Source organism: Rhodococcus sp. IEGM 1406 (genome assembly GCF_030056745.1).
Taxonomy (GTDB): Bacteria; Actinomycetota; Actinomycetes; order Mycobacteriales; family Mycobacteriaceae; genus Rhodococcus_F; species Rhodococcus_F erythropolis.
In genome coordinates this window covers 1,849,417-1,866,298 of the sequence record NZ_JASHKO010000001.1, presented here as the reverse complement: position 1 = coordinate 1,866,298, position 16,882 = coordinate 1,849,417, and the positions used below count along the sequence as shown (strand labels likewise).

General features: G+C 63.2%; 15 protein-coding genes. 3 read left to right on the top strand and 12 right to left on the bottom strand.

Annotation, left to right across the window (positions count from 1 at the left end; all coding sequences use genetic code 11):
• Positions 1-9: 9 nt before the first annotated feature.
• From QM596_RS09025 to dapE, 6 genes are all read right to left on the bottom strand, one after another.
• Complete coding sequence (locus QM596_RS09025; protein ID WP_019749363.1) at positions 10-951, bottom strand: glucosyl-3-phosphoglycerate synthase; 942 nt, start codon at positions 949-951, stop codon at positions 10-12.
• Positions 948-1,847, bottom strand: coding sequence for a dihydropteroate synthase (gene folP, locus QM596_RS09020; protein ID WP_037249509.1), 900 nt, complete (start codon positions 1,845-1,847; stop codon positions 948-950). Before folP ends, QM596_RS09025 begins: the two co-directional genes overlap by 4 nt.
• Before the next feature lie 30 nt (positions 1,848-1,877).
• Positions 1,878-3,650: a long-chain-acyl-CoA synthetase gene (locus QM596_RS09015; protein WP_019749365.1), complete on the bottom strand. Its 1,773-nt coding sequence runs from the start codon at positions 3,648-3,650 to the stop codon at positions 1,878-1,880.
• Positions 3,651-3,762: 112 nt separating this feature from the next.
• A complete protein-coding gene (locus tag QM596_RS09010) occupies positions 3,763-4,320 on the bottom strand; it encodes an LOG family protein (protein ID WP_020908470.1) in 558 nt (185 codons plus the stop codon).
• Entirely contained in the window at positions 4,314-5,117 is an 804-nt protein-coding gene (locus QM596_RS09005; protein ID WP_003945176.1) for an LOG family protein, read from the bottom strand. Before QM596_RS09005 ends, QM596_RS09010 begins: the two co-directional genes overlap by 7 nt.
• Positions 5,118-5,133: 16 nt before the next feature.
• Positions 5,134-6,204: a succinyl-diaminopimelate desuccinylase gene (dapE, locus tag QM596_RS09000; protein WP_021332795.1), complete on the bottom strand. Its 1,071-nt coding sequence runs from the start codon at positions 6,202-6,204 to the stop codon at positions 5,134-5,136.
• 49 nt (positions 6,205-6,253) lie between these two features.
• Here dapE and dapD point away from each other — a divergent pair, with 49 nt between their 5' ends.
• Together dapD and QM596_RS08990 are read left to right on the top strand one after the other, a co-directional pair.
• Positions 6,254-7,207, top strand: coding sequence for a 2,3,4,5-tetrahydropyridine-2,6-dicarboxylate N-succinyltransferase (gene dapD, locus QM596_RS08995; protein ID WP_021332794.1), 954 nt, complete (start codon positions 6,254-6,256; stop codon positions 7,205-7,207).
• On the top strand, positions 7,207-8,589 hold the full coding sequence (locus tag QM596_RS08990; protein WP_020908472.1) for an amino acid permease: 1,383 nt from the start codon (positions 7,207-7,209) through the stop codon (positions 8,587-8,589). The genes dapD and QM596_RS08990 overlap by 1 nt, the downstream gene beginning before the upstream one ends.
• Positions 8,590-8,598: 9 nt before the next feature.
• On the opposite strand, the gene QM596_RS08985 is transcribed toward QM596_RS08990, so the two are convergent.
• The gene (locus tag QM596_RS08985; protein ID WP_020908473.1) at positions 8,599-9,357 is read right to left on the bottom strand and encodes an ABC transporter permease; all 759 of its coding nucleotides are present in this window, start codon (positions 9,355-9,357) and stop codon (positions 8,599-8,601) included.
• The gene (locus QM596_RS08980; RefSeq protein ID WP_205907607.1) at positions 9,357-10,346 is read right to left on the bottom strand and encodes an ABC transporter ATP-binding protein; all 990 of its coding nucleotides are present in this window, start codon (positions 10,344-10,346) and stop codon (positions 9,357-9,359) included. Before QM596_RS08980 ends, QM596_RS08985 begins: the two co-directional genes overlap by 1 nt.
• Positions 10,347-10,557: 211 nt before the next feature.
• Between QM596_RS08980 and QM596_RS08975 the strand changes: the two genes are divergently transcribed.
• On the top strand, positions 10,558-11,778 hold the full coding sequence (locus QM596_RS08975) for an HNH endonuclease (protein WP_283308703.1): 1,221 nt from the start codon (positions 10,558-10,560) through the stop codon (positions 11,776-11,778).
• A gap of 15 nt (positions 11,779-11,793) precedes the next feature.
• Here QM596_RS08975 and QM596_RS08970 read toward each other — a convergent pair whose 3' ends face one another.
• From QM596_RS08970 to dapC, 4 genes are all read right to left on the bottom strand, one after another.
• The gene (locus QM596_RS08970; protein ID WP_031331081.1) at positions 11,794-13,395 is read right to left on the bottom strand and encodes a substrate-binding and VWA domain-containing protein; all 1,602 of its coding nucleotides are present in this window, start codon (positions 13,393-13,395) and stop codon (positions 11,794-11,796) included.
• Positions 13,396-13,608: 213 nt separating this feature from the next.
• Positions 13,609-15,021: an acyl-CoA synthetase gene (locus QM596_RS08965; protein WP_283308784.1), complete on the bottom strand. Its 1,413-nt coding sequence runs from the start codon at positions 15,019-15,021 to the stop codon at positions 13,609-13,611.
• Positions 15,022-15,033: 12 nt separating this feature from the next.
• On the bottom strand, positions 15,034-15,714 hold the full coding sequence (locus tag QM596_RS08960) for a rhomboid family intramembrane serine protease (protein ID WP_020908478.1): 681 nt from the start codon (positions 15,712-15,714) through the stop codon (positions 15,034-15,036).
• 64 nt (positions 15,715-15,778) lie between these two features.
• Positions 15,779-16,882, bottom strand: a complete 1,104-nt coding sequence (gene dapC / locus QM596_RS08955) for a succinyldiaminopimelate transaminase (protein ID WP_283308702.1) — start codon at positions 16,880-16,882, stop codon at positions 15,779-15,781.

The following is a 16,882-nucleotide window of genomic DNA, read 5'->3' as shown; positions in this document are numbered from 1 at the left end:
TGTGAGCGGTCAGACCCCCGCGGTGCGCACTATCGAATTCATCGGGGGTCGATCGAGTAGCGAAACCTCAGTGGTCTCGGGCACGAAAGAATCGCCGTCGACCAGGAATTGGGTCAACCCGGCACCCGAATCCTCGATCCCGCACCGCCGGAGCATCGTTCCGATGATCTGCCGGCTCATCACGCCGAGGTCGGCGAGCGGCCGGTTGCGATGCTTGCGCACACCGAGATTGACCTGACCGATCGCCGCCAGCCCCAACGTGTCGTACGTGTCGAGCAGAAGGCCGATCTCGACGCCGTAGCCGGGCGCAAACGGAACAGCCGACAGCAGCTCACGGGTGCCCGCGTATTCACCGCCCAATGGTTGCAGTACCGACGTGAGTTCGGGCCGCAGCGCAGCCAACATGGGCCGCGCAACCAATTCCGTGACTCGTCCGCCGCCGTTGGCGTCCTCCGTGCCGCTCACGCGCAGCGGACGGCGGTAGTAGCCCTTCACCAGATGGATGCCGTCCACCGTGAGCAGCGGCCCCAGCAGTTTGGGCACGAACGCCGGATCGGGATTGATGAGATCGGAGTCGACGAATGCGATCAGATCGCCGGTCGTTGCGGCGACCGAACGCCACAGCACCTCACCCTTGCCCGCGGTCGGCGGGATGGACGGGACTGCGCTCTCACGACTGATCACCGTCGCCCCCGCCGCGCGAGCACGCTCGGCGGTACGGTCGGTCGAACCGGAATCGAGAACGATCAACTCGTCGACCAAACCACCGAGCAACGGGTGAATGGTGTCGACCACCGCAGCAACGGTGTCCTCTTCATTGAGCGCGGGCAACACCACCGAGACGGTTCGGCCACCCTTCGCCCGTTCGAGTTCGGCGACCGTCCAACTCGGATGGTCCCAACTGTTGGCTTCTGCCCATACGCGGGTCGGGCCCGCACCGGTGATGCTCATGCCAGACCTCGAACCGTACGTACCGGGGCACGGCGTCCTTGGATCGCAGCCACCATGTCGACTACTCGACGGGTGGACGCCACCTCGTGAACACGGAACACCCGGGCGCCGCCAGCCGCGGCCATTGCTGTCGCTGCCAATGTTCCCTCCAACCTCTCGGAAAGCTCCACACCAAGAGTCTCCCCGATGAAGTCCTTATTGCTCAGCGCCATCAGCACTGGCCACCCGGTGTTTACAAGAACGTCCACTTTTCGCAACAACTCGAGCCCGTGGAAGGTGTTCTTACCGAAATCGTGAGTGGGATCGATCAGAATCGCGTCACGCGGCACTCCGAGTGCCAGGGCGCGTTCTGCCGCCGACACGACCTCGGTGACCACATCTGCGACGACGTCGTCGTAGCGGACACGGTGCGGGCGGGTGCGCGGAACCGCACCACCCGTGTGCGAGCAGACGATCCCGGCACCAGTCTCGGCGGCAACCACAACGAGTTCCGGATCCGCACCCGCCCACGTGTCGTTGATCAGGTCGGCGCCTTCGCCGCGTGCCAACCGCGCGACGCCGCTCCGCCAGGTGTCGACGCTGATGATCAGCTCGGGGTACTTGGCTCTGATCGCGGCGACAAACGGAACCACCCGCCTGACCTCTTCGTCGGCGTCGACGAGGTCACCTGGCCCGGCTTTCACTCCCCCGATGTCCACCAGATCGGCGCCCTCGTCGACGGCCCTGTCGACGGCAGCCATCGCTGCCGAATCCGAGAACGTCGCGCCCTGGTCGTAGAAGGAATCGGGAGTGCGGTTGACGATCGCCATCACCAATGCACGGTCGACCGCGACCGGACGCCCACACAGGGTGGGCGCCGGACCTGGCTGCGCGGTCGAACCGGAGAGTGAAGACATGCCACTCATACTGGCATGACGGAACTCGGTCTAGCCCTTGGGTACCGAGCCCGCCGCGACCTTTCCGACGTATTCGTCGTACGAGTCCACGTAACCACCCTCGCGGCCTTCGAGAACGTGCAGAGTGTCGGCGCCGACGTCGTAACCCTCGTTGCGCAATTCCACCTTGCGCGACTTGAAAGTGCTGGTGTGTTCGAGTGAGTCGACGATGCGGATGAACAGCGGGACCGCGTAGTTGGGAAGCTTGCCGTAGAGGTGAGCTGCAACTTCGCTTCCCTCGAAGCTCTGCCCGTCCCGCAGCTTGACCGCCGCCATTCCCGCGCGACCGTCGGTGCCCGGAATCTCGACGCCGTAGACAACCGCTTCCTCGACGGCCGGGTGCGAACTCAGCGCGCCCTCGACCTCCGTGGTGGCAACGTTCTCACCCTTCCAACGGAAGGTGTCGCCGAGACGGTCGACGAAGGCGACGTGGCCCCATCCCTGCTTGCGCACCAGGTCTCCGGTATCGAACCAGGTGTCGTCGTCCTTGAATCCGCCGCGCACCAGCTTGCTGTTGCTCGCAGCTTCGTCGGTGTAACCGTCGAAAGGCGCTCGGTCGGTGACCTTCGACAGCAGGAGCCCGACCTGACCCGTGGACACCTTGCGAAGGCGACCGTCGGCTCCACGCAACGCTTTTCCGGTGTCCTCGTCGAACTCGACGACGGCGTGCGGCAACGGACAGATCCCGGCCGTCTTGTCGACGTTGAGTGCGTTGACGAACGCGATGTTGCATTCGCTCGCACCGTAGAACTCGGCGACGCGGGGAATGCCGAAGCGCTGGGTGAATTCGGCCCAGATCTCCGGGCGCAGACCGTTACCCACCATCAGCCGAACAGCATTGTCGCTGTCGGTCGGCTTGACCGGTTGGTTGAGCAGATAGCGGCACAGTTCGCCGATGTAGGTGAACGCGGTCGCCTTGTTGAGTGCGATGTCGTCCCAGAACCGCGAGGCGGAGAACTGACGTCCGATCGCGATTGTCGCACCGGACGCGAGCACCGAGGACAACGAGACCGTCAACGCATTGTTGTGGTAGAGCGGCAGGCAGCAGTACAGAGTGTCCGAGCCGCGCAAGCGCACGCCCATCAACCCGAGGCCCGACATCGACTTCAGCCAACGGAAGTGAGTCATCAAGCTGGCCTTGGGCATTCCCGTGGTACCCGAGGTGAAGATGTAGAACGCCTTCTCCTTCGCGAGCACCTCGGCGGTGACCGCCGGGTTGGCGGCATCAGCCGTCTTCGCCAGATCCGCGAGTTCACTGACGAGAAGCTGCTTCGGTCCGGTAAACCCCGCCGGCAAGGATTCGAGGGCCTCTTCGCACTCGTCGGCGACCACCAGGACGCGCGCGTCGAGCAGCGTAAGGCTGTGTGCCAGAACGTCGTCGCGCTGGTTGTAGTTCAACATGCCCGCAGCCGCGCCGAGTTTGACGGCGGCCAACGCGATCAGCAGGGCTTCGGGGGTGTTCTTTGCCAGCACTCCGACGACGTCTCCGCGATCGACTCCTCGTCCGCGGAGGACGTCGGCGTAGCGGTTCACCAGTTCGTTGGCCTCCGCGTAACTGGTCGCGTGGCCCTCGAACCGGATGAACGGGCGCGACGGGTGCGCGTGCGCGGCCTTCTGGAAGATCAACCCGATCGATTCCTTGGCCGAAGGCTTGCGGGTGAGCCCGGCGGCCCCCCGCGCCAGGATCGGCACCTCGGTGATCATCGACGGCAGTTTTGCCGCCAGATCCAGCAGGCCGACGGTCGAACGGGCTTCCGAACTCATGGCTCCCCTAACACGTATCCGGCGCCCATTCGGCCGCCCAGTCTGCGGCCACCTTACTTCACGGTAATAAAGCCCGCCATGCCCCAGGTCAGGGTTTCACGCAGGCGTCTGATCAGGATCTGACGCACGCGTCGAGCGCAGCCTCGACGTCCGTCCGCACCAACAGAGTGTCCAAAGCCTGACGCCCGACGAAGCCGGTCCCGTCGAGCTTGTTCAACCACTCGAGCAGGCCGGTGAAGTGCCCGACGGGATCGAGCATCACCACTGGCTTCTCGTGCATTCCGAGGTAGCCGGCGGTCCACGTCTCGAACAGCTCTTCCAGCGTCCCGATTCCGCCCGGCAGCGTGATGAACGCGTCGGCGTGATCTTCCATCAGCTTCTTGCGCTCGCGCATGGTGTCCGTGACGATCAGCTCGTCGGCATCGACGTCGGCTACTTCCTTGTGCACCAGGGCCTTCGGAATGACGCCGACGGTCCAGGCGCCCGCCGCGCGAGCGGACTCGGCGACAGCGCCCATCATCGAGACGTTGCCACCGCCCGAGACCAACTGCCATCCGCGTCGACCGATCGCGGTTCCCACCTCGGCAGCCAATGCCAGGAACGATTCGTCCACCGGACCCGACGCGCAGTAGACGCAGATCGAGTACTTCTTGTCGGAATCGGTCACCATTCTTCTTCTTTCCCCAGATCTGCGGCCTCGTCGACGCCCTTGTCGGCGTTGAGGACGATTCGTACTGCTTCTTCCACACTGTCGGTGACGTGCAGCAAGTTCACGTCGCCCTCGGAAATCTTGCCGTCACGCTCGAGGGTGCCGCGAATCCAGTCGACGAGTCCGGACCAGTACTCGGTACCGAACAGGACGATCGGGAAGCGCGTGACCTTGTGGGTCTGCACCAGGGTCAGTGCTTCGAACAGCTCGTCGAGTGTTCCGAAGCCACCCGGCAGGCAGATGAATGCCTGGGAGTACTTCACGAACATCGTCTTGCGTGCGAAGAAGTACCGGAAGTTGATTCCGAGATCCACCCACTCGTTGAGTCCCTGCTCGAACGGCAGCTCGATGCCGAGACCGATCGAGTATCCGCCCGCCTCGCTGCAACCGCGGTTGGCAGCTTCCATGACTCCCGGTCCACCGCCGGTGATGACGGCGTATCCGGCTTCGGCCAAAGCCGTTCCCAGCTCACGGCCGGATTGGTACTCGGGATGATCGACCGTGGTGCGTGCCGAACCGAACACCGTCACCGCACGCGGGACCTCGGCGAGTGCGCCGAAACCTTCGATGAATTCGCTCTGGATACGCAGCACACGCCACGGATCGGTGTGTACCCAGTCCGTGGGTCCGCGCTTGTCGAGCAAGCGCTGATCGGTCGTGGTCTTCTCGTCTTTGCGCTTGCGTCGAAGCTGAACGGGCCCGCGGTGCTTGATCGACGAGCTCTGCTTCTTCGAAGCCGAATTCTTCTCTGGTGCCATGCGGCAAGGCTAACGGTCAGGCCGACAGATACTTCCTCAGCACGGCCGCGACGTCGGTGATCTGCTGCACCGGAACGTGCTCGTCGCGCTTGTGTGCGAGGTTCGGATCACCCGGTCCGTAGTTCACGGCAGGAATGCCGAGCGCCGAGAACCTGGACACGTCGGTCCACCCGTACTTCGCACGGAACTGACCACCGGCCGCCTCGATCAGGGCGGCAGCGGACGGGTTCGCCAAGCCAGGCAGCGCGCCGGGTGAGGAGTCGGTGACCTCGAATCCGAGGCCCAGACCGTCGAACACTTCGCGCACGTGCGACTCGGCTTGCGCCTCGCTGCGATCGGGCGCGAATCGGAAGTTGACGTCCATCTCGGCTTCGTCCGGGACGACGTTTCCGGCGACCCCGCCAGAAATCCGCACCGCCGACAAACCTTCGCGGTAGCCGCAACCGTCGATGTCGACCGAGCGCGGCTGGTAACTCGACAACCGCTCCAACGCACCGCCGAACTTGTGAATGGCGTTGTCCCCCAGCCAGGACCTGGCCGAATGTGCGCGAGTTCCCGAAGCCGTCAACCGAACCCGCATCGTGCCCTGGCACCCGGCCTCGATGAAACCGGCCGTCGGCTCACCGAGAATTGCGACGTCGGCCGCGAGCCATTCCGGGATCTCACGTTCGATCCGTCCCAGGCCGTTGAAGGTTGCGGCGATCTCTTCGCAGTCGTAGAAAACCAGGGTCAGATCGTGGGCCAGGTTCTCGATGGTGGCCGCCAGGTGCAGAAAGACCGCATCGCCCGACTTCATGTCCACGGTCCCGCAGCCGTGCAGGATGTCGCCGTCACGCCGCGAAGGGACATTGTCCGCGATGGGCACCGTATCCAGATGTCCGGCGAGCATGACGCGACTGGGCAAACCACGCGAGGTCCGCGCCAACACGGCGTTGCCGTTGCGGATGATCTCGAAGCCCGAAGTCTGCTCACGCAGCGCATCCTCGACGGCCTGCGCGATGACGGATTCGTCGTGCGAGACGCTGGGGATGTCGACCAGGGCGGCCGTCAAGTCGATGGGGTCCGAAGCAAGATCGAGGATGCTCACACGCACCAGCCTAGGCCGGTGCACCCACCACCCAGTAATCTCTAGTCCCGTGAGCGCACAGGGAGCAACAGCAGTAGGTATCGCCAACGTGACCGCGGACGGAACCGTCCTCGACACCTGGTTCCCGGCACCGGAGCTGGGAACATTCGACAAGACCGGTACCGAGAACGTCGAGGGAACAGACATTCCTTCCGATCTTGCACTGCTGGCAGGCACTGACGACGCTCGCGAGGTCTCGCAGGTCGTCGTCCGCACCACCATCGCCGATCTCTCCACGGCGCCGGTCGACGCACACGACGTCTACCTGCGCCTCCACCTCCTCTCGCACCGTCTCGTCGCACCCCACGGCGTCAACCTCGACGGCCAGTTCGGCCTGCTCAGCAACGTCGTGTGGACCAACTTCGGCCCGTGCGCCGTCGAAGGCTTCGAGCAAGTTCGCTCACGTCTGCGCATCCGCGGCGTCGTGACCGTGTTCAGCGTCGACAAGTTCCCCCGCATGGTCGACTACGTCGTGCCGTCCGGAGTGCGTATCGGTGACGCGGACCGTGTCCGACTCGGTGCGCACCTCGCCAGCGGAACGACCGTCATGCACGAAGGCTTCGTCAACTTCAACGCCGGCACCCTCGGTAACTCGATGGTCGAAGGCCGCATCTCCGCGGGCGTCGTCGTCGACGACGGATCCGATGTTGGCGGCGGCGCCTCGATCATGGGCACCCTCTCCGGCGGCGGCAAGGAAACCATCTCCCTCGGCAAGCGCTGCCTCCTCGGCGCAAACGCCGGCCTCGGCATTTCGCTCGGCGACGACTGCGTCCTCGAAGCGGGCCTCTATGTCACCGCGGGCACCAAGGTCACCGGCCCGGACGGCACCGTCGTCAAGGCCAAGGAACTCAGCGGCAAGTCGAACCTTCTCTTCCGTCGTAACTCGGTCTCGGGTGCCGTCGAGGTCGTGCCGTGGAAGGGCACCGGCGTCGAACTGAACGCTGCTTTGCACGCCAACGACTGATGACTGACACCGACGTCTCCGACGGAACAACCACTGCTCTCGGCCACGGTCTCAAGGTCCGCCATCTGACGATGATGGGCCTGGGCTCGGCCATCGGCGCCGGCCTGTTCCTCGGAACCGGCGTCGGTATCGCCAAGGCCGGCCCGGCCGTCCTGATCTCCTACATCCTTGCGGGCGCCGTCGTGGTGTTCGTGATGCGCATGCTCGGTGAGATGGGAGCTGCGATCCCGGCGAGCGGTTCCTTCTCTCACTACGCGCGCCTGGGGATCGGCGAGTGGGCCGGCTTCGTGATGGGCTGGCTCTACTGGTTCATGCTGATCATGGTGCTTGGCGCCGAGATCACCGGAGCCTCGGCGATCGTGAACGACTGGGTGCCGTCGATCCCGCAATGGGTTGTCGCCCTGGTCTTCGTGGTGTTCTTCGCCGTGGTGAACCTGGCGAAGGTCAGCAACTTCGGTGAGTTCGAGTTCTGGTTCGCCGCAATCAAAGTCACCGTCATCATCGCCTTCCTCGTCATCGGCGTCCTGCTGGTGTTCGGCATCCTCCCCGATACCGATCCGGTCGGTACGAGCAATCTGTTCGGGCAGGGCGGCTTCATGCCCAATGGGTTGTCTGGCATTGCCGCAGGACTGCTCGTCGTGGCGTTCGCCTTCGGTGGGATCGAGATCGTCACCATCGCCGCAGCCGAATCCGAGAATCCGGAACGCTCCATCGCCGTCGCTGTCCGCTCCGTGGTGTGGCGCATCAGCGTCTTCTACATCGGTGCCATCTCCATCATGGTTCTGGTGCTGCCCTGGAACGACCCCGAACTCGAGAGCGGCCCGTTTGTGGCCGTCTTGAACAAGGCGAACATTCCGGGCGTTGCCGGGTTCATGGAACTCGTCGTAGTGGTGGCGTTGCTTTCCGCCTTCAACGCCAACATCTACGGCACCTCCCGGATGGCGTTCTCACTTTCGCGCCGCGGCGACGGACCCGCTTTCATGGCGAAACTGTCGAGCACCGGAGTTCCGACCAATGCCGTTCTGCTGTCTGTGTTCTTCGGCTTCGTCAGCGTCCTGCTCAACTGGCTGCTCCCCGACGACCTGCTCGGCATCCTGCTCAACGCAGTCGGCGCCGCGCTGCTCGTCATCTGGATCTTCATCGTCGTCTCGCATCTGCGACTGCGTAAACAACTCGAAGCGTCGGGCAAGCTGACAGTTCGTATGTGGCTGTTCCCGTATCTGAGCTACGCGACTCTCGCGATGCTTGGCGTCTTCGTCGTCCTCATGCTCTTCGACGCCGATGCCCGTGCACAGTTGATCTCGACCACCGTGTTGTTCCTCGTGATCGCGGCATTGGGTTTCCTGAACGCCCGCTGGCGTAAGCAGAATCAGCCCGCCTGATCCGTGTGCCTATGCATCCCGCCTGTTCACGACGACGATGCTGAGGCCGAATACGACGAGCACGAAGAGGGCGAAGTAGACCAGGCTGCCCCAGGGTCCCCAGTGGAAGTCGACGCTACCGCCGGAACCGAGAAAGTTGTTGGCGTTCATGAACGGCAGGAACGGCATGATCTTCTCGCCGATACTTCCGAACAGGTTGAAAAGATTCTCGATCAGCAAGGGCCACAACAGCAGTAATGCGATCGCACCTGCAGACTGCCGGAGCAACGCGCCCACTCCTACGGCTAGAACTACGCAGAAGAACGCGTAGATCGGTGTTCCGTAGACGACCCGCCAGTTATCGTCGCCAGACAGAGTCAGGAATCTTCCGGCGTCACCTGATGTGGCCTTCGTGAGAGCGAAAGCGCCGAACGACAATACGAGAGTCAGTACCGCTCCGAAACCACCGATGAGGCCCGCTTTGGCGATGAGCACCGAAGCGCGGTTCGGAACTGCCTGGAAGGTGGTGCGGATTGTCCCGAAGCGATATTCGCTGGTGATCGCGAGAGCCGCCATGATCATCAGAACCAACACACCGAAGCCGGTCACTCCACTGAGTGCCCCCGACACTGTCGGCATCATTGCACCGTTGGGGCTGCTGAGCGACGACTTGGCGCTGAGTCCGAAAACGGTAGCGAGTCCCAGCCCGAGCACGATGATGATGATCGTGCACCACAACGGTGATTTGGTCGTGGTGATCTTGATACGTTCAGCACTGAGAACAGCCATTACAGTGCACCTCCCATAGCCTGCTGTGTGTTTGCCTGCTGCGTACTTGCATGGTGTGCACCAGCACCCGGATCGATACCGGACGCGTGGTACTGGACATCGTCTCCGGTCAACTTCATGAACGCATCCTCGAGCGAACCCTGCTGAGACGCCAACTCGTACAACACGATTCCCTGCGAACCAGCCAAACCACCGATCACATCAGTCGTCGAATCCACGACCACCAACGCCGGCGCAACACCGGAACCGTCCTCACGCACCGTCAACCCCTGCGAGAGCAACACACTGCGCAACGCATCGAGCTGAGGACTACGCACGCGCACCGTCGACTCCGACGAACGATCCACGAACTCCGCCACCGTCGAATCCGAAATCAACCGACCCCGACCGATCACCACCAACTGCTCCGCCGTCAACGCCATCTCCGAGAGAAGGTGACTCGACACCAGCACCGTGCGACCCTCGGCCGCCAACCGCTGCATGAACTTACGAATCCAGACGATGCCCTCCGGATCGAGACCGTTGACCGGCTCGTCGAACAACAACACCTTCGGATCACCCAACAACGCACCCGCCAACCCGAGACGCTGCGACATACCCAACGAGAACCCGCCGGCCTTCTTGCCCGCCACCTCGGACAACCCGACCAACCCGAGCACCTCGTCCACGCGGGACTTCGGGATCCCGTTCGAAGCGGCCATCCACTGCAGATGCGCCCGCGCACTGCGATTGGGATGCACCCACTTCGCATCCAACAACGCGCCCACCGTCCGCAGCGGTGTCTTGAGCTCGCGGTACGGCTTGCCGTCGATCAACGCCGCACCCGACGTCGGCTGATCCAAACCCAGAATCATCCGCATCGTCGTCGACTTACCCGCACCGTTCGGGCCCAGAAAGCCCGTCACGATGCCCGGCTTGACCGTGAACGACAAATCGTCCACCGCTTTCGTCGGTCCGTAAACCTTGGTCAATCCCCTCAACTCGATCATGAGGACCAGTCAACCATGAAAACCGAACTGTCGGAACTTTCGGACGCCAACAGAGAAAGCCGTTGCGTGCGTTCACCGTCGGCGCTAGTATCGAATATATGTTCGATACTACCGGGGGGTAAAAGTGACGACGAAAGTATCTGAACAGGCGATATCCAAACAGACGATATCCGAAGAGACGATCGGACAATTCCGAGCGTCACTCGTCAGCATGGATCGTTCCATCGACAACGCAGCTCGCGTGGATCTACTACGCGCACTGGAAGAGCTGAAGGCCAGTTGCGCTGGGGCCCAGGCATTGCTGGCTGCCGATCTCGACACGGTAACCCGCAAGGACCGCGGCGAACGGGGAGTTCCGCGCTCGTACCAGGGCCGTGGAATCAACGCGCAGATTGCCCTCGCACGGCGAGAGTCGGCATGGTTCGGAACTCAGCATCTCAACCTGGCCCGCGCACTGAACGACGAGATGCCGCACACACTTCGACTACTCGTCCGTGGCTCCATCAGTGAGCATCAAGCGACAATTCTCATGCGTGAAACTGCGTGTCTCACAGTCCAGGATCGCGTTGCATTGGATCGCGAGTTCTGCTGCGACGCTGCAATCTTGGACGGATGTGGCACCCACCAACTGACAGAAAGAATCCGCGCACGCACTTCGGAAATAAACGCCGACAGTGTTGCCAGACGAGCACGCAAAGCCGTAAGAGACAGACGCGTGACGTCACGGCCTGCGCCCGACACGATGTGCTGGCTCAATGTCCTACTTCCCGCTGCCGCGGGTACCGTCGTATATGCCACGCTCGGCCGCGATGCAGATTCCGTACTTGCCGGCGGGGACGAGCGCACGCGAGCTCAGATCATGGCTGATCTCCTGGTGGAGCGGGTCACCGGAATCGGCCGCGCCACACCGACACCCGTCACGGTGAATCTGATTGTCTCCGACCAGTCGCTACTCGGCGACGGTTCCGACCCTGCCCACGTCCACGGGTACGGACCTGTTCCAGCAGCCATCGCACGTGAATGGATCACCTTGTCCGGCGAGGACTCCGAAACCATGACAACGGTTCGAAAGCTCTACGCACGCCCCGATACGGGCGCACTGACCGCAATGGAATCCACCGCGAGAACCTTCCCGAAGGGGTTGGCACGATTGATCGAACTCCGGGATCGAAGCTGCCGCACTCCGTGGTGCGACGCGCCGGTTCGCCACCGCGACCACATTCGCGATCACTCGAGGGGTGGCCTCACCAGCGCAGCCAACGGTGCCGGGCTGTGCGCGGCATGCAACTACGCGAAACAGGGCTCGGACTGGTCGGCCGAACCTGTACCAGGTACCCGGCACACCTTCACCACGACGACGCCTACCGGGCACCGATATTCGTCTGAGGCTCCGCCACTTCCGACGCCCTGGGCCGGTCCCGACGCGGCCTGAGGTCCTCGGCGTGGCTCACGATCCTCGGTGAGCCAGTGCGTTCACAAACACCTCGGAAATCTCCGAGGGGTCACGAGCGATGTACGTCGAACCGCCCGTCACGCGGGAGATATCGGCGAGCGCCGCCGCATCGGCGTCATCGGTGATGCCGATGGTGACGATGATGACCGGACGCGCCGGATCCTGCTCGCGTGCAAGAACATCGAGCAGCTGTTCACGGCTGATGCTGTCGGGATCTTCGTTGGCACCGTCGGTCAAGATGATGACGCTGTTGACCGCTCGCGGATCGTACGATTCCTGCACCTTACGGAAGGCGGCCAGCGTCGTGTCGTACAAACCGGTGGCGCCACGCTTGAGTTCGGTGAGCCGGTTCGCCTGATCAGCCATCAACTTTCGTTGAGTCACACCGTCGACGATGGTGTCGTAGCGCCTGATCGGTACCAATTCCTGAAAGTCCTGGGTTCCGTTCATACCTTGGGAGAACGCCCAGAGACCGGCAGCGACACTGTCCGGGAAGACCTGATTGCCGGCGAGAGCGGCAGCAGTGGTCAACTGCATGCGCGTCTTGCCGCCTGCTGCCGGGTAGTCCATCGACGCAGACACGTCGATCGCAACGAGTGTCCGGATCGGCTTGGCCATCAGAGCCCAAGCGCCCAGCGTTTGATCGGCCACCGACTGTTCGGAGACCGTCAAGGCCGTCACGTCACCAACACCACCTTCGACAGCTCCACCGCCGGAAGTACGGAAACCGCTGCGTGTCAGCACTTCCTGAGCAGATTCACTGTGCAACAGCTCAGCGATGGCGTCACTCTTCTTCGCTGCCGCGTAGTGCCGATCCGGTGCCGAGGCACTGACCACCAGGGGGTAATCCATGATCATGGTTCCCGTCGCCGGTACTGTCGCGGAAATCTTCGACTCGGCTTTCGTGAACTCGACTACCTGTTGCTCGGTCGAAACACCGACCTTCCCGGAGCTGACCAATTCGGTGAGCATCTTCTGCCCTACCGGCTGATCTTCGGTACGAACGCTCTCTGCTTGGGCATGGGGTACGAGGGCCGCTCGAACCGATTCGGAGGTGGCCCCGGTCTCCGCGAGGGCTCCGAGAATGGGCGCCGACGCAACCCCTGTGAACAACGGATTGCCCAGCGCGAGATCAGGAACCTGAAGCGCCGTGAGCCAACTGGCAAACTGCTCGCCACCGCCGGACGCGAGGACGACAGGCGAGGTGGCGATCGAACCGCCGGCGGCAGCGACCGGTCCCTTGGCCGTCAGTGCAGCTTTGCCGACCCACGCTGTCGAATCCGGTATCCACATGTCCGGTGCGTCCACGCCCTTGCCCAGGGTTCCCGCTACGTCGCCTGGCAACGCAGAGGTGACCGTGATCCGCGAACAGCCTGTCTGCTCCGGCGACGATTCTGCGAGGATCTCCGTGACTGCAGGCGCGATCGCAGGATCTGCTGCCAGCGAGTACTCGTCGACGCTCTCGCAGGAATCGGACTGTGTTGCCTTGAAGACCACCACCCCGGTAGCGACTACCGCGACGGCAACCAACCCACCCACTGCGTAGAACCCGATCGATCGCCCGCTGTCAGGACTCGAATGCCGTCCGCCCGCCATGAAATCTGCCCTTCCGAGGCCACTCGCACTAGGACATACCGACGGCATGCGTGCGACTGGAGCTATCCCTACCGGGCGGTAGTGTAGCCAAGAACACAGAAATTCCAACTAGCGCTGAATCGTCGGAGAACCGACGAGCCCATATTCCGGGACAGTCCGACCGAAGTCACGAACCTTCAAGCGTCACAGCGACTTTTCAGCAAACCGCTCTTCTCAGAAGAGCTCGCGCTTCTGGACCTTGCCCATCGCGTTACGCGGCAGAGTCTCGGCGAAGCGAACCTCACGGGGACGCTTGTGCGCCGACAACTCAGCCCCGACCAACTCGACCAATTCAGCTTCGGTGACCTCGGGGCTCCCGGGCTTACGGACTACGACGGCGATGATCCGCTGACCCAGATCGGCGTCGGGGACACCGATCACCGCAACTTCGGACACCGAAGGGTGCCCGAGGATGGCGGTCTCGATCTCGCCGGCGCCGACTCTGAATCCACCGGTTTTGATCAAGTCGATGGATTCGCGGCCGACGATTCGGTGGAACCCACCCTCGTCGATGACGGCGACATCACCGGTCTTGAAGTAGCCGTCCTCCGTCCAGGACTCGGCGGTTGCGTCTGGACGGTTCAAGTAGCCGTCGAAAAGCATCGGCCCACGTACCTGTAGACCGCCGATACTCTCGCCGTCGTGTGGCACGTCGTTGCCCTTCTCGTCACGAAGACGAGTCTCGACTCCGCGCAGCGGCACGCCGACCCACCCTGGGCGTCGCTCGCCGTCGAAACGTGTGCTCAGAGTCAGCATCGTCTCACTCATGCCGTATCGCTCGATGGGCGTCAATCCTGTTCGGTCCCGTAGCTTTTCGAAGACAGGCACAGGAAGCGGCGCACTACCGGAAACCAGAAGTCGGGCACCGGACAACGCGCGGGCAGCTTCTTCGTCTTCGGCGATACGCGACCAGACGGTGGGAACACCGAAGTAGAGGGAGCCTTTCGCCCGGGCGTAATTTTCCGGCGTCGGCTTGACGGTGTGGATCACCCGGCTGCCGATCCGGAGGGGGCCGAGGATTCCGAGGATCAGTCCGTGCACGTGGAAGAGCGGAAGCCCGTGCACGAGCGTGTCTCGCCACGTCCAGTCCCAGGCCTCGGCGAGCGCATCGATCCCGGCTGCGATGGCCGAGCGACTGAGCAGAACGCCCTTCGGTGCGCCAGTGGTACCGGACGTGTACAGGACGAATGCTGTGGACTGCGGTGCCGGTTCGGGATAGCTGTGCCACGAGCGAGCGTGCAACCGGACGGGAACTACCGGCAGAGTGTCGCAGTGGTCGTCCGTTTCACCGAGCCACGCCTGAGCACCCGAGTCACGCAGAATGTGCTCCCGCTCAGCCTTCCCCGAGTCCGGCGGGACCGGCACAACGGTGACACCGGCAATCAATGCCCCGACGACGGCGAGAATCGTTTTTGCTGTGGGAGTTGCCAATACGGCAACCCGATCGGCCTGCGCCACCCGTTCCGCGACCGAGGTCGCGGCACCGAGAATGGCACTCCGCGAGAGAACCGTGTCACCGATCGTCACGGCGTCGTCGAGGTCGTCACCGCGGGCGACAGCAAGGGGGTTCAGTGATCTCAGCAGCACCACGACAGCATCTCACAGCGCCGATGGTCGCAAACTTTCTCCTGCCCGACGCGCATCTATCGAGTGCGGAGGGAACAGCGTCACCAGCGCCGCCCCCAAGAGCGCCCCGGAAAGAACGGCGAATCCGTGCGCGTCGTCGACCGTCACCAGGGTTGCGCCGCCGACGACAATCACGGCCGTCAGAACAATCTCAGGCATTCGCGGGCGCACCAGAACACCGATCCCCGCGGCCGCCGCTGCCAGAGCAAGTGTGGCACCGGAGTTACCTGCGCCGGTCGACGGAAAGACTGCGGTGGTGAGCAAACCGAACAACAGTTGACCGAACAGGAAGAGAGCCCAGCCACGTGCGGCGCCCCAGAGCCGGAACGCAGGCGGTGCAACCACAGCCAGCGTCACGAGATTGGTGACGGTTCCTGCGACCCCTCCGTCCTGGACGAGCACGGAGGTCAGAATGCGCCACCATTGACCGTCGCGAATCAATGCGGGATCACGACGAAACATCTCGAGTAGTCCTGGTATCAGCGCCTGCAGGATGGACGGCACCGCAACCATCAGCCAGAGGAGAGCTGCCGAGAGTGGGAACTCTCCGAAAACTCGACGACTTTTCAACCACACGAGCATCAGTGCAACCGAGGCGACAACGACAGCAAAAATCAGTACCGCGTCCAAGCCGCCGGTCCCTGAGGTGGTCACAGCGCGACCTTACATCGGACCGATACCGACATCAGGGAACCTGACACCTGGGAAAGCACGCAGTTCAGGCGGAGAGGCGCTTTGCTGCCGCGGCGATTCGTTCGTCTGTTGCAGTGAGCGCGATCCGTACGTGCTTGCTACCGCTCGGACCGTAGAACTCACCGGGGGCAACGAGGATCCCACGATCGGCGAACCAACTGACCGTCGCTCGACATTCCTCGCCGCGCGTCGCCCAGAGGTACAGACCCGCCTCGGAATTGTCGACGGTGAATCCGGCGCCTCGAACAGCTTCGATCAACACGCTGCGACGCTCGCGGTACCGCTCGCGCTGGATGTTCTCGTGTTGGTCGTCGCCCAAAGCTGCGGTCATCGCCGCCTGGATCGGCAGCGGCAGGATCATGCCCGCGTGCTTACGCACCTCGAGCAGTTCCGACACCAAAGCCGGATCACCGGTGACGAACCCCGCGCGATAGCTCGCGAGATTGGACGTCTTCGAAAGCGAGTGGACCGCAAGCAAACCGGTCAGATCGCCGTCGTTGACACGGGGATCGAGAATGGAGAGTGCATCCGCTTCCCACGTCAATCCGAGGTAGCACTCGTCGGAGACGACGATCGCGCCGCGCTCGCGCGCCCAGGCCACGACCTTCTGCAAGTGCTCGAGGCCGAGCACTTTGCCGGTGGGGTTCGACGGCGAGTTCACGAAGATCATCGCCGCCGACTCGGGACCGAGCTTGTTCAAGCCGTCGGCGCGCAGGACGCGAGCGCCTGCCAGCTTCGCCGCGACCTCGTACGTCGGGTATGCCAACTCCGGAATGACCACCAGATCGTCGGCTCCGAGACCGAGCAATGTCGGCAGCCACGCGATCATTTCCTTCGTGCCGATCGCCGGCAGGACCGCTGCCGGATCGACGTCGGGAATGTTGTGACGGCGATCGAGTGACTCCGCTACGGCCTCGCGAAGTGCGAGCGTGCCGTGCGTCGTCGGATATCCGGGTATCTCGGCAACAGAAGACAAAGCCTCCTGGATCACCGGATCAACGGGATCAACCGGCGTTCCCACGGACAGGTTCACGATGCCGTCGGGATGAGAGTGCGCCTTCGCCGTGACGTCGGCGAGCGAATCCCACGGAAAATCAGGAAGCCCAGCGGCCACCGGAGTACGAGACAA

Coding starts and splice junctions, on each gene's coding strand:
- folP (WP_037249509.1), bottom strand. CDS start 1,847: ATGTCTTCACTCTCCGGTTCGACCGCGCAGCCAGGTCCGGCGCCCACC.
- QM596_RS08990 (WP_020908472.1), top strand. CDS start 7,207: ATGACTGACACCGACGTCTCCGACGGAACAACCACTGCTCTCGGCCAC.
- QM596_RS09010 (WP_020908470.1), bottom strand. CDS start 4,320: ATGGTGACCGATTCCGACAAGAAGTACTCGATCTGCGTCTACTGCGCG.
- QM596_RS08980 (WP_205907607.1), bottom strand. CDS start 10,346: ATGATCGAGTTGAGGGGATTGACCAAGGTTTACGGACCGACGAAAGCG.
- QM596_RS08985 (WP_020908473.1), bottom strand. CDS start 9,357: ATGGCTGTTCTCAGTGCTGAACGTATCAAGATCACCACGACCAAATCA.
- QM596_RS09015 (WP_019749365.1), bottom strand. CDS start 3,650: ATGAGTTCGGAAGCCCGTTCGACCGTCGGCCTGCTGGATCTGGCGGCA.
- QM596_RS09005 (WP_003945176.1), bottom strand. CDS start 5,117: ATGGCACCAGAGAAGAATTCGGCTTCGAAGAAGCAGAGCTCGTCGATC.
- QM596_RS09025 (WP_019749363.1), bottom strand. CDS start 951: ATGAGCATCACCGGTGCGGGCCCGACCCGCGTATGGGCAGAAGCCAAC.
- QM596_RS08970 (WP_031331081.1), bottom strand. CDS start 13,395: ATGGCGGGCGGACGGCATTCGAGTCCTGACAGCGGGCGATCGATCGGG.
- QM596_RS08975 (WP_283308703.1), top strand. CDS start 10,558: ATGGATCGTTCCATCGACAACGCAGCTCGCGTGGATCTACTACGCGCA.